Genomic DNA, 21,484 nt, shown 5'->3' on the forward strand with positions numbered 1-21,484 from the left:
CCCAGCAATGATTAATGGTGGTAGTTTTGCGGCAGTACCACTGACCTTTTGCCAACGTTCAATTTGTTTGAGAACGTCTCGTTCAATATCTGCCCAACCAAGAAAGAACCCTGTGTGAACTTTACCCTTGTAGGACGATACGGTGGTTTTGCCAGCCCGCCGAATTGTAAAGTTACGCAGTTTCATATCTAAATTGGTGGTCCAATCACGGATCTCTTGAGTACCGCGAAATACTAACACCATGCATTCGTTAGTTCGAAAGATAAAAGCCTGGGTATCACGTTTCTTAGCGTTGAAATATCGAAAGTTATTACGAATGTCGATTTTCCATAGCTCTGCGATTTTAGCCACATATCTCACATCTTCGTATACTAGCCGAGATGCTTTTGCCAAACTGAGGGCAAGCTTAGTGCTGTAATGGCTAACATCTCCTAGTTTCTCAAAATCACCTTCTTTATAGGGAGATCGCAAAATGCGATAACCAAACTTTTCAAACAGCTGTCTGACACCGTCAAAACCGTGGTCATAAATGTAGTTATAAAGCTGATCGTAAACTCTCGAATCACAGTTATGACGATAGGTCTCGTCTGCAATTAGCCTGATCCAATAGTTGAGCCAGGGTTTTACTTCCTTTACACTAAATGCCTTAGATTCAACCATGTAGCCAAAATGCTCTAGACCGTTGAGCATTTGGTTAAACCAGTCCCGCATCGATGTTTCTGCGTAATACTCTTCTATGTCAGATATCTGCTTTTCATGGTCAGATGTCGATTGATCAAGTTTTTCCTTACGATTTTTTCGCTCTTTAGAACTGCCCAAAGCTTCGTTCAAGAGCTGATTTGTTACCCTAAATGTCTTGCTTTTTGTTGCTGTTGTCTCAGGTATGTTGAGCGGATAGTCTCGATATTCCTCAAAGGCCAAAATACTTAACGCGCTGGAAATACCAGGATCATTTTCAAACTCCCGTGTGGCTCGCCGTAGAAAATCAATGCGTTGCCATTGGTGGTACTTACTATAACTACGGACGCCATAGGCCAAGGCGATGGCACTAAGGCCTACTGCGGCGGCAAATGCCCCCTGAATCCGTAAAAACCATTGCCGTTGAGTGGCTTCAATGGTTTCAAGGCTATCGCCATTTGGGGTTTGCGGTGTCTGAGCTTCATGGTCAAGCAGTGGCGAAATGCTGTCTTCAACCTGATTGATGGCAATGTTGCTTTCTGCCTTAGGTTCTGGAGTTGCTGGAGCGGCTCCCATCAACAGTACACTACCCATAAGTGCTGCTGTTCTGACTGAAAGAATACTCACTGAAAAACGCACCATAGTCTACTAATGAACCAAATTGCTTCGATGCTACCGAAGCCTGAACTCGTTTGTTGTAAAGGATAATGAAAATTGATGTATCTGATACCTGGCCGCAGGATACTGGGGGTGCGATCGCAATTCAAAACCGTCTGCGCAGCCAGGTAATCACCACCGACCAATTTGCAGCAATCACCACTGTGGCAGGCATTGATGCAGGCTTTGAGCAGGATGGCACCATCACCCGTGCTGCGGTTGTGGTTTTACAGCTGCCGGAACTAACACTGCTAGAACAGGCAATCGCCTATCGCCCCACGACATTTCCCTATGTGCCTAGCCTGCTATCGTTTCGCGAAATGCCGACGGTATTAGATGCCCTCAAGCAGCTAACCCTGGAGCCCGATTTAATCCTCTGTGATGGTGCAGGCATTGCGCATCCCCGCCGATTAGGCATTGCCAGCCATCTGGGGGTGCTGATGGATAAACCCACCATTGGTGTCGCCAAATCTCGTTTGCTAGGTACCCATGGAGAGTTACCTGCTGACAAAGGAGCCTGGGTGCCGCTAATGGATCGTGGTGAGCGGATTGGGGCTGTGCTGAGAAGCCGCACCGGGACTAAGCCGCTGTTTGTTTCCGCAGGACACCGCATTAGCTTGGAAACTGCCGTTGACTATGTGTTGCAATGTACGCCTAAGTATCGTTTGCCAGAAACCACACGGTTGGCCGATCGGTTAGCATCAAATCGAGGCCCCATGCCCTCAGTTGGCACCTCTGCAACGGATGGCACAGAGCAAATGGAATTATTTTGAGAAGGTCTTGAAATTGGATTTGCGCCCCCGTGTAGAGGCGTTCCCTGGAACGCCTCTACACGGGGGCATTTTGCAAGGCTAAATATGTTGAACCTTATCCTCTACAGGAAAACGTACCTTGGGTAAATGGGCATATTTATCCTCGTCCAAACGGTATCCGGCAGCGCACACCACCACCGAGCGATAGCCCATCTCTGGCAACCCCAGAATTTCGTCGTACTGATCCGGCATAAATCCTTCAATGGGGCAGGTGTCGATACCCAGTAGGGCTGCACTGACCATCAGCTGCCCCAGGGCAATATACACCTGACGGGTGGACCAGCTATCAACATCGGGTATCCCCTTCATAAAGCCCTTGACCACATTACTGAAGCCTTGAAGGGACTCCAGGTCCACACCCCGGACTTCTGATATACGAGCCATCGAGCGATCTACATCTGTTTCGTCTAGCCCAGTTTTGATGGCGAGCACCACCAGATGAGACGCATCCAGGACCTGAGACTGCTTCCAGGTAAATTCCAGTAGCTTTTGTCGAATGGCTACGTCATCCACCACAAAGAATTTCCAGGGTTCTAGACCAAATGAGGAGGGGGCTAAAACTAAACTTTGCTCCAGGGCTGACCAGGTCTCTGCTGGAATTTTTTTACTTGCATCAAACATCTTGGTGGCATAACGCCAGTTAAGGGCTTCGAGGACAGATTCACTTGAAAAATTTCGGGCAGCCATGAAAAATACCGGTTCAACATGGCTTTTATAGCAGTTATGGGGGGATTTCAACACACAACTAAGATACTCAACCAGAATTAACGCTATGGGCATGCTGATGAGATACCGAACGCTATCAGTCAGGATTGCGTTCGGTATCGAAGGGCATCCACAAGGGAATGCCCCTACAGGGTTGTCCATTTTTAATTGGATTGAATGAATTCGGATTTGGTATCAGTTGCTCCTAATGGCCATAGCAGTTGTATGGCAGAGTTTGTTCTATGGTTGTTTCTTTATGGGATTGCGATCGCGTTTGCAACGCTTAGGATCTTTTAGAATGTCTTAAATTTTTGAGTGCCGCTAACGCAAACTGCTCTTCAGCTTCCCCTTGCAGTAGGTGAACCATGAATTTTCCCAGTTCGGTTTTAGGACTAATACCTGTTTCCTTTTCAAAAATAACGGCTAAATTCTTCACAGCCTCTGCTCTGCTGAAACAATAGTGCATTTCCTTGTCAAGCGTATCCTTGCTAGTCTGTAGCTTCTCATTGAGTTGGCTTTGGATGGATGCTTGCAGCTGAGCCCATTCCTGGGTCTGTTTAGTTGGATGACCTAAGACATGCATGCTCCACTCGTGCTCAATTTCACAGAGCCAAAAATTTAGGGGGGCATGATAAGTGGCTTTTACAAGAATCCGCAGTAATGTATGTCGATCTTTAGCCTGAGTTAGTGGCGATGTCCATAACAATTGGCAATACTTAGTGGCGTCTGATGGAATCTCAACAGATTCTATGGGGGTTTCTATCTTAGAGGGCTTATTGCGGTGGTTACGAAATTGAGTCCAGCCCTTATGCACAAGACGGCGAATCTCTTCAATTGAGAAATCCATGCCCTGAAGCTCATAGATTTGTTGAATTTGAGCTTCAGTAAAACCGCTAATGTATTTGAGTCTTAGCGCTGTGAACTGTGGCGAAAAGCTGGCTGTAGAGAGATGATTCATCGCTCTACCGATTTTTGCTAAGCAGTCACGGGCACGGCTATCTGGTAATGAATCTTTTGCAAGAGAGGGTCCGTCTGTGTGTAACTGCCATTCATTTTCTAAATTAGCCTGGTTTAGCAAAAGACAATAATTGATCAAACGGCTCAAGGCGCTGAGGCTATTAACATAGCGATCAGGACGAATATAACAGTGTTGAAAAACCACCGACATAGACGCTATTAGATCCTTAACCATCAACGCCTGCAGTGGCTGAGTCCGTAAGCTATCGATTTTTTGATAAATAGCGTAATTGAAGGCGAATAATGAATGTAAAACATCACTACGGGGAGAAAATAATCCCTGTAATCTTCGATATATCAATATGTCAGACAGGGTAGAAGAAATACTTTGAGTAGAGGGTTTTATGATCTCCAGTTCTTCTTTGCCAATTCGCTCTAAAAGATCGCTTCTTGAGGAATACCCAAGTTTTGTAGCTAACTTTTCTAAACGTTCCCAAGCATTGTCAGAGAGAGAAATATTACGGCGTTTGCGTCGCTGACTTTCATCGGTCAAGGTTGGTGGACGACCACGCTTGGGTTTGGAGATAGGGACAGGTGATACGCTCTCGGGTGAGTTAAAGGATTCAGCATCAGGTTTTGCTGACAAGGGCATGTGCTTTTACCTTGAATCTGCAGCTAAGCACCTATTGAATTAGGTTACGTAATAAACAGGTATAACATTAATCTATACAAATAATGTGGTCAGACTGGCCCTTGTATTAATCATTCATGACTATTTATCACGGCTAACCAAAGCCGACTGCTTTAAAGTTACGTAATTAAATAGGTATATTGCTATCAGTGAATGGCTCCATAGGACTTCATTCTCAATTATTTGATGTTTAGAGACTATTTAAAGCTGAATTATATTTACACGTAGGTAATTTGGAAGTGACCTTATTTGTAAGGATTGCTCACACTTCTAATGCACAAATGAGTAGAAAAACCTATAAAGAGTAGTATTACTTATATGAAACCATGATAAATTTAATTGCGTAACTTACGTAGCCTAATTATGCTTGCCTGCCAGTTAAGTATTTGTGTTTGGTGAAAGGCAAGTTTCAGGATATAGAAAGGTGGTTTTCTTGAATGTCTGTTTTAGCGATCGCATGCCAGTTTTTCGCTTGGCTGTGATGCTTTTGAAGCATCGTTTGAGAATGGTGGAGAGTTTCTGTAGATGTTGCTTTTGAATAGTCTTTGGTTATTGGGCCGATGGATCGAAAACAGCTGGAATGTATGGCGGTTAGTGAAGTTGTTGTTGAATTACTAAATGGATCACGATTAGTGATGCCAGAAGGCGTCGCTATCATCTTTATTCACTGGCTTAAATGTTTGACTGCTAATGGTTTTAGCGATGTGACTATCACCAGTAAAAAGCAGAAACATGAAATTGTGATGCAACTGGGCGCAGGAAGTGTTATCCAAACTAAGGTTCCCTTTCATCAAGCTGAAGATATCCGAAAGCGCCTAGCGAGCTGATCTTGTAAGGGTTCCTGATTTCTGTTGGAGGTGAGTAAGTTAGCTTAGACAGTAACAATAAATATGGTTGTTGATTGCAGAGAATGCAACAGGCCGGGCTCTGATGACTATGAGCTCGGCCTGTCCTTTAAGTAAAGGCTTTTAGAATATAGTTTGGAGATGATCTCAATGAGCTTTAAAAAAGAGTATCGTCAACTACCTACAGAAGGAATAGTGGTTGAGATTGTTCGTAAAAGTGAAGAGTGGCGTGTTCAGGTATATGGTGTGTATTGGTTTGCCAAGGCAAACAGGCATCTAGACTTTAATCCAGGAGATATTGTTCGAGTTGTTGGCCGTAGAGGGAATAAACTGATTATTGACAAGCAAAAATGTGAATCACTTTACACTATTGACGATCACTGACACAGCAAGTGTAATATGGGTTCCAATAATTACTCAAAGTCAGACGCCAGAAACCAGTAAGGTTCTGCATTCTGGCGTCTGACTTGTGGCATCTGACTCGTGGCATCTATAGCGCTTTGCTCTTCATCGTTCGCCCTTAGCGTTCTCGAAGAGTAGAGTAGTCTACCCTTGGGAAAAAAGTCCCGTTTTGAGTTGATACCCGTGATTAGAGCTATGAATCACCCAATAAACATCCGATTATGCTGTCGGTCATAGTGCAATTCGCCACAGGTGATCATGTTGTGTAAACTGCTACCTAATGAAGGCATAATTTCACAAATGGGGGAATGTAGCTGCTGAGAACATTCCTGGGCTAGTTCATAAAGACCATAAGAATGTGCTTTGAGTAATTTAGGTACTAACTGGCTAATGTTCGACACTAGACTTTTATCAGAGGTGAATTTCATGAGCACATATACCTAACGCTTCCCCTTAATTACGCCATAGGAATCGTTAATCTAGTGTGAGCTTGTACAGTCTGTTGAGAAAACTTCAAGATCCCACACCAGATGTTATTTTTCTTTGAATTTCCCTCAGAGACAAATTTGTTTTGAGGATCTGATACCCAATCCGAATAAAGAAAAAACAGCCCTTGACAAGATTGTCAGAGACTGTTTGATGTGTTGTATTAACGTTGTGTTCGGTCTCAAATAAGAAGCCCTCTATGGACGCTAAGGCTCACAGAGGACTTCGGTTTAGATATAAAGTTTAGGCGATAAGGCCATATGTTTGTATAGACATATGGTCAGAGATAGAGCGTTATGCAATAAATCGTTTCATCTATGAATCCACCCTATGACAGCATGAACCATGCGACACATGTGAGCGGTGAACCCCACTGACCCTTGATATAATCGTCAATTTTCCTTGGATTGTGCTGGGGATCACAGCCAGATAAGAGCGTTGCCTCTGTGATTCATGCATAAATTGCATGAATCTAATCATGACCTATCCCTACCTGCCATAATCGGAATGTCATCCAGCCCCCACGGTTATGAAACTAGTGCTCAAAGCACTCATTCGCAGCTATCAGATTTTAATTTCCCCCCTGTTGCCCGCGACCTGCCGCTATACACCTAGCTGTTCAAGCTATGCCCTGGTTGCTATCGAGCGCTTTGGCCCGTTGCGTGGTAGTTGGATGGCTATTAAACGCATTGCCCGCTGCAATCCTTGGCATGAAGGGGGCTACGATCCGGTCCCTCCGATGCCGATGGTGGGCAAAACTGACCTCAGCGATTTAGTGCTCTCTAACGAAGTGTCCGCCGAAGTGTCGGCTACCCCCCTGGATGACGATCAAGAGACATCCACACCCAGTCAAAACCAATAGTTTCTACCAACTCAGCTCTAGACCAGGTAGAGCCTTTCTAACCCAGCCCCAGCCCCAGCCCCAGCCCCAGCCCCAGTATGAAACGAGTCAATCTCAATGAGTTAAAAGACCAGGGAGTTTCCCACAATACCGCCATTCGTAAAAAAGTCATGCTGCAGCCAGGGGATATTCCTCATCTGACTAACTTTTCCCAGGCGACATTTGCTCCGGGGCAGGTGGCTAGCGCCCATGCCCACTCGGATATGTATGAGGTGTTTTTTGTGTCAGCGGGTAGTGGCACAATGGCTGTGAATGGCATGGACCAAGCCCTGTTGCCAGGGGTGTGCATTCTGGTGGAGCCGGGCGATGTTCATGAGGTGACGAATACGGGGGCAGAGCCCCTGGTGCTGACTTATTTTGGGATCACATAATGCCCTATGATGTGCCGCCGCCGCCGTTGGATAATCCTGTTTACCTAAACCATCGGCGTTGGATGCTGCGGGCATTGGCACTGGCAGAAGTGGCCGGGGAGGCAGGCGAAGTGCCGGTGGGTGCTGTGCTGGTGGGTCCTAATGATGACGTCATTGCTGAAGCCGTTAACCGTCGAGAGCGGGATCATGACCCCACCGCCCATGCCGAAATTTTAGTGCTGCGTCAGGCGGGACAATCGTTACAGAATTGGCATCTCAATGACTGTCGTTTATACGTCACGTTAGAACCCTGTCCGATGTGTGCTGGTGCAATTGTGAATGCGCGGTTGGGTTTACTAGTGTATGGCGCAGACGACCCCAAAACCGGGGCCGTACGCTCTGTTATCAATGTGCCAGATGGACCAGCGTCTAATCATCGATTAGCCGTACAGGGGGGAATTCTCGCATCTTCCTGCCAGCAGCAGTTAAAAAACTGGTTTCGGCAGAGACGGCGGTAAAACTGTCCTGTCCACTGACAGAGCTAACCTAAAGATAGGTATATGGTATGTATACAAATGTGGAGTTGAGTATCGTCGGGCACATGGCTCACAATACCTATATCCCCTTTGGGTGTTTTCTTCATTGTCCTGAGTATCGCTAATGGCCTTTAGTCCACAATTTTTGCTTCCCAGACAGCCAGCACCCCAATCACGGACTATCCTCTGTCAATCGAAGCTATCCCCCTGGCTTACTCCGTTAGCCTACAAAATTGGTGAGAAGGTTCTTCTGCCGAACTTTTTTAAGACTATTCGCATCACTGGTCAGGAAAATATCCCCACCAGCGGTCCGGTTGTGTATGCGCCGACCCATCGTTCCCGGTGGGATCCTTTGTTGATAGGGTTGGTGGGCCATCAGTCAACGGGGCGTTACTTGCGGTTTATGGTGACGGCAGATGAATGCTTGGGTCTACAGGGCTGGGCTATTAAGCAACTGGGTGGGTTTCCGGTGAATGTGAGGAGACCTGCGATCGCAACTCTACGCCATGGCATGCAGCTCCTGAAAAACCAAGAAACCCTGGTTATTTTTCCAGAGGGTAATATTTTTCGGGAAGAGCAGGTCCAGCGTCTTAAGCCTGGCCTAGCCAGATTAGCCCTACAGGCTGAGCAGTCTACACCCAATCTGGGGGTTAAGGTTTTACCCATTTCTCTAGCCTACGACAGCCTTCATCCCAGCTTTGGTAGCAGTACCGAGATCCGCATTGGTCAGCCATTAACTGTTAGCAACTACCTGCACACAGGGTCAGCTAAGCGACAGGCAACCCTCCTGACAGCAGACCTAAAGCAATCGTTAGAAGCGTTATCTCGATGTGAGCAACCGTTAGCATTGGCGGCGTAATCGCCCCTGAAAAATTTACGGCTCTCAGCGGCTACAAACGGCCTCAATTATCTGTTGTTGCATGGCAGCCAGTTCTGCCGAGGGCGTGTTGACGTTAAATAACGCTTGAATAGCATCTAAACGCAGTCCCTGGTCAACAAAATAGTCAGCGTGCTGGATGGCCACCCAATCTTCAGTGGGGCTCCAATCTTCAGTGAGTAAATCAGGATCTTTGGGAATGGTATTTAATGCCAGCTCGTTACTAATCTGTTGACGGAAATCTTCAGGTAACAGGCGAAAATCGGGAAACTTGGCTGGATTCTCGGCACCAGCATCTAAATAAACCTCTAACCGATAAATGGTATCAGATTGTAGTGGCTCACCACCGTACATCACATGACTGGTGGTCGATGCAGGAATATACTCCCAGAAGACTTCATTCGTGGCCTCATCCCGTAGAGCTAGCTTTTTAATGCTGCCGGGTTTGAAAACAATCACAGGCTGCTCGTGCCAAATTGCCGGCGTCCCTTCACCCGCCGTAGCCGGTGCGATAATGCACAGGTCGCCACGGGAAATTAGCGGTGGATCTTCATCGTCATTATCCAACAGACGTCTGACGATACTGTTTAACTGTGAGGCTGCCTGTGCCTCAGCAGTGGGCACCGTGGTAGGCACGATTGATGCCAATAGAACCCCTAAGGATGAACATAGTAATTTGGTATATACAGATGCTCTAATCATTGTTATTTCCTCTTGAATTGTGCAAGTTTTTGTCAGGAAAATTGTGTTTTAGAGTTTCTCTAGCATTGAACTATTGCTGTTTAGGACGAATGCGTTGAAAACCTGGCAAATGGTAAAGCCAGACTGTTGCCGTTGGTAATAACCATGGCATCAGAACAGATGCTGTAATATGCATTTGCAAACCAACTAAACCAGAGGCGGCGCTAAGGAGAATAATGCTGAGCCAGCGCTGTCGCTGCGATAGGTCATGTCGCCTCGCGACAATGGCTGAGCCCGCACCCAGAAAAGACGCCACACCCACCATCCACAGGGTGGGAATGGGAACAACCTGATGACGTTCTAAGAAATGATGTATGGCATAGGCATGGGCTTCAGTGCCTGTAAATCGTCCGGGTGGATAGGTCGATTGTGCAGGATAACGTTGGTGATGCCAGTAAACGACCGCAGGGGGTGGTTCTGTGTAATCTTTGGTATCTCCTAATCCAGCACCACCATAACCACCGGCCCCAATTAAAACAATCTGATTTTTCCAGGTCAGTGATGCAGATGGCTCCAATAGCTCAGACGATGAAATGGCTTGGTAAACCTGGTCGGCTGGGATAGAGAAATCTAAAATTGGCTGTAACCAACGCTGTTTAAGTAGTCGTGATAGAGCAGAGAGATGTTGCTGAGAGAGATTCTGTAATAGTGGATTGTTAGTTGGGCGAGAACTGACGTTAAGAAGTTGTGTCCTTAGATCTGTTGTACTTGAGATCGAGGGCGACAATGAACTGCCGCCTGCCTGTGCCAGGGCGGCTAAATAAGCAAATGGGCAGCGGGTTTGGCAGTCGGTGAGGGGGGGCCTCAGGTAGTGCCACGGGGCGTTGGCATATCCCTGCATGCTCCAGGCCAGATCGGTGACGCCTGACCGGGGACCAATTTCTTCCCCTCGGCTCAGAACCGAGCCTAGCACCAGCCAGATGCCTTGTTCGGCAGCATTTTGCAAGGATTGTCTTAAGATAGGCTCGTTTTCGTCCTGGCGTCGATCAAACAGATAATCAATGCCAATGACCGAACTTTGACCGGATGAAAGAATATCAATCAGTTGAGCAATATAGCGCCAATTCATCTGATATGGGGTAAAACCATCAATTTCCGAGACAGCTTTGTCGTCGATTTGCACCAGTAGTATGGGAGGAGTAGATGATGTGGGAATCTGTTGGGTGACCTGGCGATAAACTGACTGACTGTAGAGACGCTGGGATAGGAGCCAATCTCGTATGGAGGGTGTGATGGAAAGAAGTGCGATCGCACCCAACACCACACCCTGTCGCACACTGGGTAGCCAAGGGTCTAACCGTGCTTTCCAACCAAGCGGTTGTAGTTGAAAGAATGCTGCCCCACGATGACTAAATAAAGAGGGAATTAGGTGTGCCGATGGATAGGTTAACGTACTTTCTGAGCGAAGCGATTGGCTAGCTTTCTGTAAGGCTCTGTGGACATCGTCAAATTGAACTAACCGTCGTAGAAACTGGTTTAAAAAGGCCTGAGCTACCTGATTATGTATCGGTTCTCGCATTACCACAACCTGGTTTAAACCTAAATCCACCAGGGTGTCGGCAATATCAAGACCTTTACAAGAGTTAAACAGGGCAAACTGTAAGCCATTTTGTTGGGCCTGTTTTAAGTAGGGACCCAGCTCGCGCATCGAGATATTGGCATTGGGGGCAATGGCAATTTCACCCCCAACGCTATCGGCTTCATTACTGTGGCCAAAAAAGAACAACATGTCCCAGCCGTTAGAATCGCTGATCTCACGACAAATCGCCTGGCCCAGATCTGCTACATTCATCCCCGGTCGCCAGCCCACCTGATGGATTTCGGCCAACGTACTCAACGTCTCGATAGCTTGTAAATCTCCAGAGAGATCGAGACCAGTTTCGTCACCAATGATCACCAATACTCGGGCTTTACGTCGATGTTTTTTGGGGGGTGTTGCTGCTGTGCGGATGTTGGCCGGTAAGCGGGCAATACAAATAGACTGATGCTGACTAAACTCAGCACTGACCTCCCAACTCTCCCAAGGCAGCCGAGAAAGATGTATGGGATTACAGGTGATAAATAGAGTAATGGTTTCAGGGCTGGTTGGATCGATTGTGGCCGCTTTACCCAACTGACGACGAATGGGAAACAGCGGTTCACTGCGGAGCCAACGATGAAATTCCGAAAGAAATTTGGCTTCTGCCTGCACCAACTGGCTATGCCAATCAGTGCGCTTAGAAGAGATTTGGCCAGTAACCCCGGCTCGCCCTCGCATAGGTTGCTCATTATTACCAAAGGCTGACTGGTAATAGCCTAAATAAGCCCGTTGCCAACGCTGGTAGAGTACCGTCAGCTGTTCTGGATAAGGCAGTTGTGCCATGAGCTGTTGCCCCTGTCCCCAAGTCAGCTCAAAGAAGCAGGTCTGGCTTATTTGATTAACGGCTAGGCGATAGGTTTGGGCCATTACGTTCCGGATTGACTAAATCGCAGTATTGCCAATTGTTTGAAAGTTATTCAAGTCGTGAATAAGTTCTAAGTAACCAGAAATATGATGATTTGACACAGTCAATAAATAGACTTATCTGTATTTTCACTGTTTAGATAATAATAAGTATACATAGCTCTATGGATTGAGAAATAAGCGTGAAAACCACTGATGTAGGTGAATGTTCATGTTTATGAACATTTTTATCTATTGGAATATTTATTACTTCTTAATACCTAGCCCCTGTCCTGCTCAAAACTCCTTTTTTGGTTGTAGAGATGATGCATGTCTCCGTCTATCTCAAGTGTTTTCTGGCTAGTGTGGTGTGGTTAGTGTCGACTGTAGTATCCCCTGTGGTGATAGCCCAGGGGGTAGAACCGTTGCCCCCTGAGCCTGTGACTCCACTGCCTGAACCGGAGCCATTGCCTGCCCCAGAGGATTTGTTGCCTCAACCATCGGTGCCATCAGATTTGCCTGAACAGGGGATAGCTGTGCCAGGTACCTTTGTGGTCAGTGCTTTTCGAGTGGTGGGTAGTACTGTCTTTAGTGAGTCGGAGCTAGGGGCGGTAACGGCTGACTATGTCGATCGACCCATTACGTTTTCTGAGCTATTTGAGGCGCGCGCAGCGATTACGCAACTCTATGTCGATGCCGGGTATATCTCTTCAGGGGCATTTATTCCATCCGACCAATTGATTGGGGATGGTGTGGTCACGATTCAGGTAGTGGAAGGTGGTTTAGAAGATATTCAGATTACTGGCCTCAAGCATTTGGACCCTGGCTATATTAGTTCTCGCATTGAGGTGAGAAATGACGCTCCACTAAATGTCAATCGTTTAGTGGAATCGTTACAGTTGTTACAGATTAATCCACTGATTGAGAATTTGTCGGCGGAGCTAGCCGCTGGCACCCAAACTGGCAGTAGTATTCTTAACCTGCAAGTGAAGGAAGCGCCGAGATGGGGCGGCACGATCTCTTTAGATAATTTTCGCTCAACAAGTGTGGGGAGTTTTCAGCGGCGGGCGACTCTCTCCAATATCAACCTGCTGGGTAAAGGGGATAGTTTTGTAGCGAGCTATGGCTACACCAATGGCAGTGATACCTGGGATTTGGGATACACCATCCCCCTGGGGCCTCACAACACGTCGTTGGCCATTGACTACAGCACGACCGACAGTCGCATCATACAAGATGCATTTGAGGTGCTAGATATTGAGTCGGACTCGACGAATTTAGCATTGAGCCTGCGCCAGCCAGTGATTGCAACCCCTACCGAAGAACTGGCTCTGGAATTGGCGTTTGACTACAGACGCTCCGAGAGTACGTTCCAGTTTGGGGATATTCGGTTGCCATTGCAAACGAGTGGCAGTGACGATGGAGTTACCCGTATATCGGCGATTCGGTTTAATCAGGAATGGACGCAGCGCAGTGCACGGGAAGTGTTGGCACTGCGATCGCAATTTAGTTTGGGTACTGACTGGTTCGATGCCACCCGTAATTCTGGCGATCGCCCCGATGGTCAATTTTTGAGCTGGCAAGGGCAGGCCCAGTGGGTGAAAGCGTTTGATAACGATCAGCTCTTTCTCGCCAGGCTGACGGGGCAGCTATCTGACGGGCCGTTGCTGTCGCTAGAACAGTTTCGTTTAGGGGGGCAGGGCAGTGTGCGGGGTTATCGTCAGGACCAGGCCACCACTGACAATGGGGTGTTTGCCTCAGTGGAAATGCGTTTCCCACTGTTTGAGGTGCCTAGTATTGATAGCGCCATGCAGATCGCCCCGTTTATTGACTATGGCGTCGGTTGGAACAACGGCGAACAGGTGGATCCCGATCCCAATAACCTGCTGAGTATGGGCACGGGGTTGCTATGGCAAACGGGCGATCGCATCAGTGCTCGTCTAGATTTTGGCATGCCTCTGATTGATCCAGGAGAAGAAGGAAACTCCTTTCAAGAGAGTGGTTTTTTGTTTAGCATCACAGGTCGCCTTTTTTAAGGGGCAGTCTCGTAAATTTACTGAAACTTTATTTCCCCACCAAATCGAGAAATGCTACCATTCTGCCTAAATTATCTGGACACAAAATACGCGCGCATCTCAGGCGCATCTGGTTTATCTAAGTTGAGTTTTGTCGGTTTCCGTAGGTCTGTCATGGCTGGGAGGTTTTGCGTGGAAAATATGCGATCGCAATGGTATTTTGCTACTAAACTAGCTGCTGTAGCTTTATTGGGTGGTTTACTCACACCGACGACAGCTAACGCCCAAATTGTGCCCGACAATACCCTCGGCAACGAAGCCAGTGTTGTCACTCCCGATACGCTTATTCGGGGAGAAAACGGAGACTTGATTGAAGGGGGAGCCGCCCGAGGTGACGATCTCTTCCACAGCTTTGAAGACTTTAATGTCAATGATCTCCAGCGGGTGTACTTTGCTAATCCAGAGGGGATTGACTCTATTTTTAGTCGGGTCACTGGCAACAGTATTTCGGAGATTTTAGGCACCCTGGGTGTGGATGGTGATGCCGATCTATTTTTCCTCAATCCCAACGGCATTGTTTTTGGCGAAGATGCGCAGTTAGACATTAGCGGATCATTTTTTGCCACCACTGCCGACGGTTTTGAATGGGGTGAAGGGCTAGTGTACAGCGCCACTAATCCCACTGCGCCACCTTTGTTGGCCGTAACGCTGACGCCAGGGCTACAAATCAGTGCCGCACAGCGGGCCATTGAAAATCGCGGCAGTCTTTCAGTGGGTCAAGACTTAACGTTAGCTACAGGAGATTTGACCCTGACCGGTGCACTATTGGCTGGAGAAAATCTGAGGTTATTAGCGACCGACACGCTGGAGATACGGGATAGCCAGACTCAGTCTTTTATTGCATCCGCTGATGATACATTGTTACTACAAGGCGATAGCTTAGTAGATATTTTTGCCCTTGCGCACCCCGATAGTGGACTGTTTTCAGGGGCAGATATGATACTACGCTCAGATAATACGGTCATTGGAGATACCCATTATTTTTCCGGTGGTTCATTCAGAATTGAACGACTAGATGGGACTGTGGGTGATCTAACGAGCCCTAACGATCCCGTGATTCTGGCTGTGGGTGATATTGCTATTGGTGACTATCAAGACGGCGCATCTTTACATGTTTTAGCCGGTGGCAGTGTGATTTTGGGGAATGTGGTCATCAATCAACCCGGCTCCGTTGATGACACCATTGGTCCTAACAGTACTAATCCTCTTTTTCGAGCTCTGTCCAACATCACGTTGAGCAATGGCAATACAATTGTTATCGATGGATCAGCAAAACCGACCCTAGATGTTCGGGCTGGAATTGATTGGAGTCAAGTGCCAGGGTTCCCAGGAGGGTCTGTCGAGACTCCACCGGGTTCTATTGGTCCCACATTAAATCCCACACCCAATGGCAGTCTGATTTTAATTGGCAATGTGGATGCCAGCCGAGAGAATGCAGCTGTCTTTGAAAATTCTAGTGTCTTTATTACCAATCAATTCAATCGTAACGATGCCCTACCTAGGGACGCTGTCACAAGTAGTATCTCCATCGGTAATATTGATACATCTACTAGCCAAAATCAAACGACCGAAATTGTTCAGGCTGGTGATGTTGCTATTGATGCCTTTGGCAATGTTAGTACCCGCAACATAAATGCATTTGTTGCTGAAGGTAGCGAAGGCATTGCAGGGGCGATCTCTATTCGTAGTGGAACTGGTTCGATCGATACAACGGCCAATGGAGATCCGAACGAAGGAACACTTTTGAGCTCAGCTGGGCGAGGATTTGCTAACTTTATCAGTTTAGAAGCGGCTGGTGATATTGATGTAGGTAACTTGCAAACGTTCACTAATGGCCTATTTGAAAATGGCACATTTAGGGGAATTCCTGTCGTAGATATTCTCAATGACCCTTCATCTGATATTCCCTCAGGGCTGGCTGGCAGTATTGCCGTACAGAGTGGCGGTAGAGTACGGATAGGGGATAATAATGCCATTAACACCCGTGGCATTGATGGTGCAGATGGTGGTAGCGTCAGCATCCGTAGCAATGAGATTCTATTAGATAATGGATTGATTATTTCAGATACGTCTCCATTTCCTCAAGAAAATAACAATATCGGCGCATTGGGGACATCGCAGGCAGGTAATATCTTGTTGGAAACGCAGGCCCTCAGGCTAATTAATGGCGCAGAAGTTTTGACCCGTTCTTTCAATGGTGGTACTGCGGGTGATGTTGTAGTCCGTCCCATTAATCCTAACCAACCATCGTTTGTGTTTATTGATGGTACTGTTGACATTGAAACAGACCCCACTACGGGAGCCTTCGTGAATGGAGGATTTTCGAGTGGATTGTTTTCAACAGCAGAAGAAACCTCCAGGGCAACTGAACGGGGGGAAGTTAGAATAACCACTGATGTTTTAACCATTCAAAATGGTGGCGTGATTAATGCCCGTACCCGCAGTGACAATGGTGCACCTGGCAGTAATGTATTGATTGATGTCAACAACTTGAACCTGTTGCGTGGTGGTCAAGTCCTTGCCGTAACCTTTGGTAATGGTGCTGCGGGGGATATTGATGTTGATGCTAACAATAGGGTCAATATTTCTGGTTTTGACAGGACCTTTAATCAACGGCAGGCGGACATGTTTAGGGCTCAATTTATCCGAGCTGCCGCTGCTGGCTTAGGGGCTGAAGAAGCCTATCGCGAGGCCCAGGATGCTACGGACTTTACCATTGACCCAGTGGCCGCATCCAGTGGCATATATGCTAATAACCGCCTAAATTTTGGTGTTCAGGCAGTGGGTAATGCCATTGTTCTTGAACCTACCACCCTGGGTCCTGGTTTACCAGGGGATGTGAATATCACAGCTCCGAATATTACCCTGGCTGATAGTGGACAGATTTCAACCAGTACTGCCCGCTCAGCCCGTAGCGGTGATGTCAACTTAACAACTCAAGTATTGCAACTGATAGACGGTGGGCGTGTGGCCGCCCAGACCTTTGGTCGTGGCATTGGCGGCAATATCCGAGTGAGGCCACTAAATGTGAATCAACCGTCTCGCATCATAGTGGATGGCGTAGCACCGGTTCAAACTGAAAATTTTACGGTGAATGGTGCGACTTTTGTACGACCCTTTGGTGGTTCTTCCAGTGGGCTAGTGGCATCAACAGAAGATCAAGATATCTTCTACCTAGAAAATCCGTTTGTGCAAATAGGAAATAATCTGCTATCTGAAATTGATGGCATTAACTCCACAACAGGTGACGGTCGGAGCATTCTGATTGAAGACATCGATACTGTTGAAATTCTCAATGGAGGCGTTTTAACGGCTCGCTCCCGCAGTCGTGCTGATGGTGGGGATATTGTCATTCGTGGAGCAGAAACCGTAAGTCTAAGAGACGGAGGGCAGATTATTGTTGGTGCTTTAGATTATCGTCGAGGTGGTGCTGGGGATCTGATAATTGATGCCACTTCTGATGTTGAAATTGTTGGTCAGGACGAAGATTTTCTCTCCCGTAGAACAGAGTTTGAAAGCAGCTATCAAGCGTACCTTGAGGCTTTATTTAGCAACACTTTTTTGATCACGGGACAAACTGGAAATGCCACCCTGATTGCTCAACAAAGAGCACCGATTGCAGCAGCATTTAATGCAGACCCCATCAGGGCAAATAGTGCCCTAATTGCTCAGGCAGGTATCAACAGTAGGGAGAGTGGTGATATTCGATTAACAACGGATGGGTCTTTACGCTTAAGAGATTCTGGGCAGATTGCTTCAGATACCTTTGGCCTCGGAGCTGCTGGTGATATTTTGCTAAATATTTCTGGTGATGTAGAGCTTTCTGAATTAAGTCGAATTTCTAGTCAAGTGCAGTCTAGGGGAGGAACAGAGGCATTTTTACTGATAAACGGAGATGAAGCTCAACGTCCTGTGCCGCTTACTGAGCAAAATCAAATTGTTATTAATAACGCTCGTAATATATCTCTTCAATCTGGCAGTGTGATTGCAGCAGGTACCTTTGGTCGAGGGGATGTCGGCACAATTCAGATCGCGACCACGGACAGTGTCGAACTAGATGGTGGCAGCACCATTCGAGGTAGTGTAGAAACCGGTGGGATTGGAGATGGTGGTGATATTAATGTGAATAGTCGCCGCCTTAGTTTAACTAATGGTGGTCAAATTCAATCGGGTGTTTTTAGGGAGCAAGAAATTAATGGGGTGTTGACCCCTGGTGGGCGAGGTGAGGGGGGAAGCATTAATATCAATGCTACAGATGTCACTATTGATGGCTTTGGTGAAAATCGTAGTGGATTGTTTGTAAGTACAGAACGTGGTGCTGTCGGTTCTGCTGGTACGATTCGAATCGGATCTACGGAAAACCCAACTGAAAATCTGAGGGTCACCAACTTTGGGATTATTAATGCAGCTACTAGTAATGGCAGCGACGCGGGAGGTATAGAACTAAATGTTGGTACACTTCGATTAGAAAACAGTGGACTTGTATCAGTCGATGGTACTCCTCTTGGTTCAGCAACTAATAGCCCTGGAAATCCAGGCAACATCGATATCTTTGCCGATAATGTTGGTTTATTTCAAGGTGGAAAGATTCAGGCGACAACGGCATCTATTGAAGACAGCGGTAATATTAACTTAACCATTGAAGGAGCTTTGGTGTTAGATGGTACCCAAACTTCTAGTAATCCGTCGGGTAGCTGTCTCACCTGTAACCTAATTTCTACTGAAGCCTTTGGTATCGGGGCTACAGGAGGCAATATTAGGATTCTTACCAATTCAGTGGCGGGTAATCTTTTTGAAAACAGCGATATTGTTGCTAATGCCCAGGGGCCTGGTGGTTCAGTTGATTTGTTAGCCAACAACTCCCTGGGCATATTTATCGGCTCAAGACCCCTGAGGGAAATATTCACCTTGCGCAGTGGCCGATCTTTGCAAAGTGATTTAGATGCGAGTTCTGAACTAACGGTCGATGACGGTACTGTGGCGACCGGCGAACAGCAAGATCTGCCTGAAGTGACTATTCCAGACATTGTTGATCCGACTGACCTGGTTGATCGTCGATGTGATCTGCTGGCCAGACAACAAAGTAATACCAGTGAGTTTACGGTGACAGGCAGGGGTGGCCTGCCCTTTACCCCCGATGAACAGCTTGAGGGCAGTGACCTGCTAGAAGACTTTGGTCCTTTGGGCAGCCCCCTAGATGAAATACCCGATGGCTCTGAAGGTGATGATGTGTCAACCATACCGCCCGTGCCGGAGATTATTGCTGAGCCCCAAGGTTGGACCATGACTGAAGATGGTCAGCTCCTCCTATACGGTAGCGCCGAGAATGCTCAATCTCTGTTGAGTGCTAGCTGTCAAGCATCGACGTCTTAGGGATATGGGGTGACCACAAGGGGTATCCCTACGAGTTTTCTGCTTTGTCTGACTTCCTTGCTCTTTTCTCCAACTGTCTCCATGTTTTCCCGTTCCCTTCGTTTTTGCATAACGCTTTGTCTCACGGTGCTGCTCTGTGTTACCGTCATCCCTGCCAGGGCAAATTTGACGACGGCAGAGCTGATCAAGCGGGGCCAAACTGCCTATGGCCTGGGGCAATATCAGTCTGCAGTAGACCTTTGGCAACAGGTAACTCAGCAAGGAACAGCGCTAGAGCAGGCTAGCGGTTTGAGTAATTTGGGGCTGGCCTACCTGCAGTTGGGGGACTATGACGGAGCAGCGGCAGTAATTGCTGAGGCGCTAGATTATCTGGAGTTACAGCCCCAATCTAACCAACAGCAGCGTATCTTAGCTCAGGTGTTGAGTGCCCAAGGCAAGCTATATATGGCCCAGGGGCAACTCAATGATGCGTTGGTGGTGCAGAGACAGGCAACGACTGCCTATGAAGCCGTTGGGGATAAAGCTGGGGTGTTGCGATCGCAACTCAACCAAGCCCAAATTCTCAGAGTGCAGGGCTACTATCACCAAACCCTAATTCAGCTAGAATCGATTGCCACCGATGTTGATGCCCTCCCCGATTCATCGCTAAAAGCAGCAGGGCTAAGACAGCTGGGCAATGCCTTGCTGCTTAACGGTGACACCCAAGGGGCCGTTGCCCGTTTTCAGCAGAGTCTGGAAGTCTCTAAAGCCATTGACTCGGCCACCGAGACAACGGGGGCATTGTTAAGTTTGGGCAATGCTGATCAGGCTAAGTCAGCCAACTATTATCAGCAGGCTGCTGCGGTTGCACCAACAACGTCCCTGCGTCTACAGGCTCAAGTGAACTTAATAGGTCTTTGGATTAAGGCCGGTAATTTTCAGGCAGCGCGAGACCTGTTGCCAGTAGTTGCCTCAGATTTAAAAGAGCTACCCCAAGGGCGTAACGCCATTACCATTCGACTCAATCTGGCCAACAGTTTGATTAAGGCCAATGGCGCGGTTTGGGAAAACCGGAAGACCGCTCAGCTATTGGCCGAGACGCTGCAACAGGCAAGCCATCTCAACGACCAGCAAGGCCAATCCTATAGTTTGGGCTATTTAGGGCAGTTGTATGAATCTCAACAACAGTGGAAAAATGCCGCTCAGGTGACCCAACAGGCGCTGGCCTTAGCCCAGGGCAGTGGGGCCGACATTGCCCTATATCAGTGGCAGTGGCAGCTGGGACGGATTCTCGAAGCCCAGGGGAATATTGACGGTGCGATCGCGGCTTACACCCAAGCGTTGGAAAGTTTACAAAAACTCAGGGTGGATTTGATTGCCGCCAGCCCAGATGTGCGCTTTTCATTTCGAGAGGAGATTGAACCTGTTTATCGACAGCTGGTCGATCTGTTGCTTAAAGCAGATACCGGCAGTACCCAAGATAAAGAGAATAAGCTCCAGCAGGCTCGTAATGTTCTTGAATCTTTGCAGGTGGCAGAACTGGTGAACTTTTTTCGGGCTGATTGTGTTGTGACCCAGACCGTAGATATTGAGCAGGTGAGCAGCAAGGCGGCTGTCATCTATCCCATTGTGCTAGACGATCGGGTCGAAGTGGTTTTTCGATTGCCAGGGCAGTCCTTAAACCATCGCTCTGCCATGGTTGCAAAAGAGCGGGTCCTTAATACCTTGTCTCGGTTACAACGCTCGATTTCCTATCCGGGGATGGATTTGCGATCGCGATCGCGCAATGCCCGTTTTGAAGTAGTGGCAGATCAGCCACTCACATTTATAACACCGGCCCAGCAGCTGTATGACTGGTTGATTCGCCCCATTGAAGCCGATTTAGCTACCGCCGATATAGACGTACTGGTCTTTGTGCTAGATAGTGCTCTGCGCAATGTGCCCATGTCGGTGCTGCACGATGGCAATCAATACCTGATCGAACGCTATCCCATTGC

At 47.5% G+C, this 21,484-nt stretch carries 15 protein-coding genes and 1 pseudogene; 10 read left to right on the top strand and 6 right to left on the bottom strand.

Annotated features, from left to right (window positions below; genetic code table 11):
* Positions 1–1,320: alpha/beta hydrolase family protein (locus DXZ20_RS28145; protein WP_489670949.1), on the bottom strand; the 1,320-nt coding region annotated here is incomplete at its 3' end.
* Positions 1,321–1,385: 65 nt separating this feature from the next.
* Between DXZ20_RS28145 and nfi the strand changes: the two genes are divergently transcribed.
* Positions 1,386–2,108 (top strand): deoxyribonuclease V, encoded by a 723-nt coding sequence (gene nfi / locus DXZ20_RS28150; RefSeq protein ID WP_163702433.1) that lies wholly within the window; start codon positions 1,386–1,388, stop codon positions 2,106–2,108.
* Between the two features lie 78 nt (positions 2,109–2,186).
* Here nfi and DXZ20_RS28155 read toward each other — a convergent pair whose 3' ends face one another.
* The gene (locus DXZ20_RS28155) at positions 2,187–2,834 is read right to left on the bottom strand and encodes an NAD(P)H-dependent oxidoreductase (RefSeq protein WP_163702435.1); all 648 of its coding nucleotides are present in this window, start codon (positions 2,832–2,834) and stop codon (positions 2,187–2,189) included.
* Between the two features lie 301 nt (positions 2,835–3,135).
* Positions 3,136–4,461, bottom strand: coding sequence for a CopG family transcriptional regulator (locus tag DXZ20_RS28160; protein ID WP_163702438.1), 1,326 nt, complete (start codon positions 4,459–4,461; stop codon positions 3,136–3,138).
* 599 nt (positions 4,462–5,060) lie between these two features.
* On the opposite strand from DXZ20_RS28160, the gene DXZ20_RS28165 reads away from it, so the two are divergent.
* Complete coding sequence (locus DXZ20_RS28165) at positions 5,061–5,327, top strand: hypothetical protein (RefSeq protein ID WP_163659455.1); 267 nt, start codon at positions 5,061–5,063, stop codon at positions 5,325–5,327.
* 168 nt (positions 5,328–5,495) lie between these two features.
* Positions 5,496–5,729, top strand: a complete 234-nt coding sequence (locus tag DXZ20_RS28170) for an NfeD family protein (RefSeq protein WP_163659456.1) — start codon at positions 5,496–5,498, stop codon at positions 5,727–5,729.
* Positions 5,730–5,947: 218 nt separating this feature from the next.
* On the opposite strand, the gene DXZ20_RS28175 is transcribed toward DXZ20_RS28170, so the two are convergent.
* The gene (locus DXZ20_RS28175; RefSeq protein WP_163659458.1) at positions 5,948–6,175 is read right to left on the bottom strand and encodes a hypothetical protein; all 228 of its coding nucleotides are present in this window, start codon (positions 6,173–6,175) and stop codon (positions 5,948–5,950) included.
* Between the two features lie 587 nt (positions 6,176–6,762).
* On the opposite strand from DXZ20_RS28175, the pseudogene yidD reads away from it, so the two are divergent.
* The 4 genes and pseudogenes from yidD to DXZ20_RS28195 form a co-directional block, all read left to right on the top strand.
* Positions 6,763–6,978, top strand: a pseudogene (gene yidD, locus DXZ20_RS38785) (membrane protein insertion efficiency factor YidD); the annotation flags it as partial.
* Between the two features lie 194 nt (positions 6,979–7,172).
* The gene (locus DXZ20_RS28185) at positions 7,173–7,505 is read left to right on the top strand and encodes a cupin domain-containing protein (RefSeq protein ID WP_163702440.1); all 333 of its coding nucleotides are present in this window, start codon (positions 7,173–7,175) and stop codon (positions 7,503–7,505) included.
* Complete coding sequence (gene tadA, locus DXZ20_RS28190) at positions 7,505–8,002, top strand: tRNA adenosine(34) deaminase TadA (RefSeq protein WP_163659462.1); 498 nt, start codon at positions 7,505–7,507, stop codon at positions 8,000–8,002. Before DXZ20_RS28185 ends, tadA begins: the two co-directional genes overlap by 1 nt.
* A gap of 142 nt (positions 8,003–8,144) precedes the next feature.
* Positions 8,145–8,879 (top strand): lysophospholipid acyltransferase family protein, encoded by a 735-nt coding sequence (locus DXZ20_RS28195; RefSeq protein WP_163659464.1) that lies wholly within the window; start codon positions 8,145–8,147, stop codon positions 8,877–8,879.
* Between the two features lie 24 nt (positions 8,880–8,903).
* Here DXZ20_RS28195 and DXZ20_RS28200 read toward each other — a convergent pair whose 3' ends face one another.
* A complete protein-coding gene (locus DXZ20_RS28200; RefSeq protein WP_163702442.1) occupies positions 8,904–9,599 on the bottom strand; it encodes a hypothetical protein in 696 nt (231 codons plus the stop codon).
* A 70-nt stretch (positions 9,600–9,669) separates the two neighbouring features.
* Positions 9,670–12,084 (bottom strand): CHASE2 domain-containing protein, encoded by a 2,415-nt coding sequence (locus tag DXZ20_RS28205; RefSeq protein WP_163702444.1) that lies wholly within the window; start codon positions 12,082–12,084, stop codon positions 9,670–9,672.
* 299 nt (positions 12,085–12,383) lie between these two features.
* On the opposite strand from DXZ20_RS28205, the gene DXZ20_RS28210 reads away from it, so the two are divergent.
* The 3 genes from DXZ20_RS28210 to DXZ20_RS28220 all read left to right on the top strand — a co-directional run.
* Complete coding sequence (locus DXZ20_RS28210; RefSeq protein WP_163702446.1) at positions 12,384–14,096, top strand: ShlB/FhaC/HecB family hemolysin secretion/activation protein; 1,713 nt, start codon at positions 12,384–12,386, stop codon at positions 14,094–14,096.
* 153 nt (positions 14,097–14,249) lie between these two features.
* Entirely contained in the window at positions 14,250–19,508 is a 5,259-nt protein-coding gene (locus DXZ20_RS28215; RefSeq protein WP_250565949.1) for a two-partner secretion domain-containing protein, read from the top strand.
* A gap of 81 nt (positions 19,509–19,589) precedes the next feature.
* Positions 19,590–21,484: CHAT domain-containing protein (locus tag DXZ20_RS28220; RefSeq protein ID WP_250565950.1), on the top strand; the 1,895-nt coding region annotated here is incomplete at its 3' end.

Source organism: Adonisia turfae CCMR0081 (assembly GCF_011009555.1).
Taxonomy (GTDB): Bacteria; Cyanobacteriota; Cyanobacteriia; order Phormidesmidales; family Phormidesmidaceae; genus Leptothoe; species Leptothoe turfae.

Coding starts and splice junctions, on each gene's coding strand:
- DXZ20_RS28170 (WP_163659456.1), top strand. CDS start 5,496: ATGAGCTTTAAAAAAGAGTATCGTCAACTACCTACAGAAGGAATAGTG.
- DXZ20_RS28155 (WP_163702435.1), bottom strand. CDS start 2,834: ATGGCTGCCCGAAATTTTTCAAGTGAATCTGTCCTCGAAGCCCTTAAC.
- DXZ20_RS28205 (WP_163702444.1), bottom strand. CDS start 12,084: ATGGCCCAAACCTATCGCCTAGCCGTTAATCAAATAAGCCAGACCTGC.
- DXZ20_RS28175 (WP_163659458.1), bottom strand. CDS start 6,175: ATGAAATTCACCTCTGATAAAAGTCTAGTGTCGAACATTAGCCAGTTA.
- tadA (WP_163659462.1), top strand. CDS start 7,505: ATGCCCTATGATGTGCCGCCGCCGCCGTTGGATAATCCTGTTTACCTA.
- DXZ20_RS28200 (WP_163702442.1), bottom strand. CDS start 9,599: ATGATTAGAGCATCTGTATATACCAAATTACTATGTTCATCCTTAGGG.
- DXZ20_RS28215 (WP_250565949.1), top strand. CDS start 14,250: ATGGCTGGGAGGTTTTGCGTGGAAAATATGCGATCGCAATGGTATTTT.
- DXZ20_RS28160 (WP_163702438.1), bottom strand. CDS start 4,461: ATGCCCTTGTCAGCAAAACCTGATGCTGAATCCTTTAACTCACCCGAG.
- DXZ20_RS28185 (WP_163702440.1), top strand. CDS start 7,173: ATGAAACGAGTCAATCTCAATGAGTTAAAAGACCAGGGAGTTTCCCAC.
- DXZ20_RS28165 (WP_163659455.1), top strand. CDS start 5,061: ATGGATCGAAAACAGCTGGAATGTATGGCGGTTAGTGAAGTTGTTGTT.
- DXZ20_RS28195 (WP_163659464.1), top strand. CDS start 8,145: ATGGCCTTTAGTCCACAATTTTTGCTTCCCAGACAGCCAGCACCCCAA.
- nfi (WP_163702433.1), top strand. CDS start 1,386: ATGAAAATTGATGTATCTGATACCTGGCCGCAGGATACTGGGGGTGCG.
- DXZ20_RS28210 (WP_163702446.1), top strand. CDS start 12,384: ATGATGCATGTCTCCGTCTATCTCAAGTGTTTTCTGGCTAGTGTGGTG.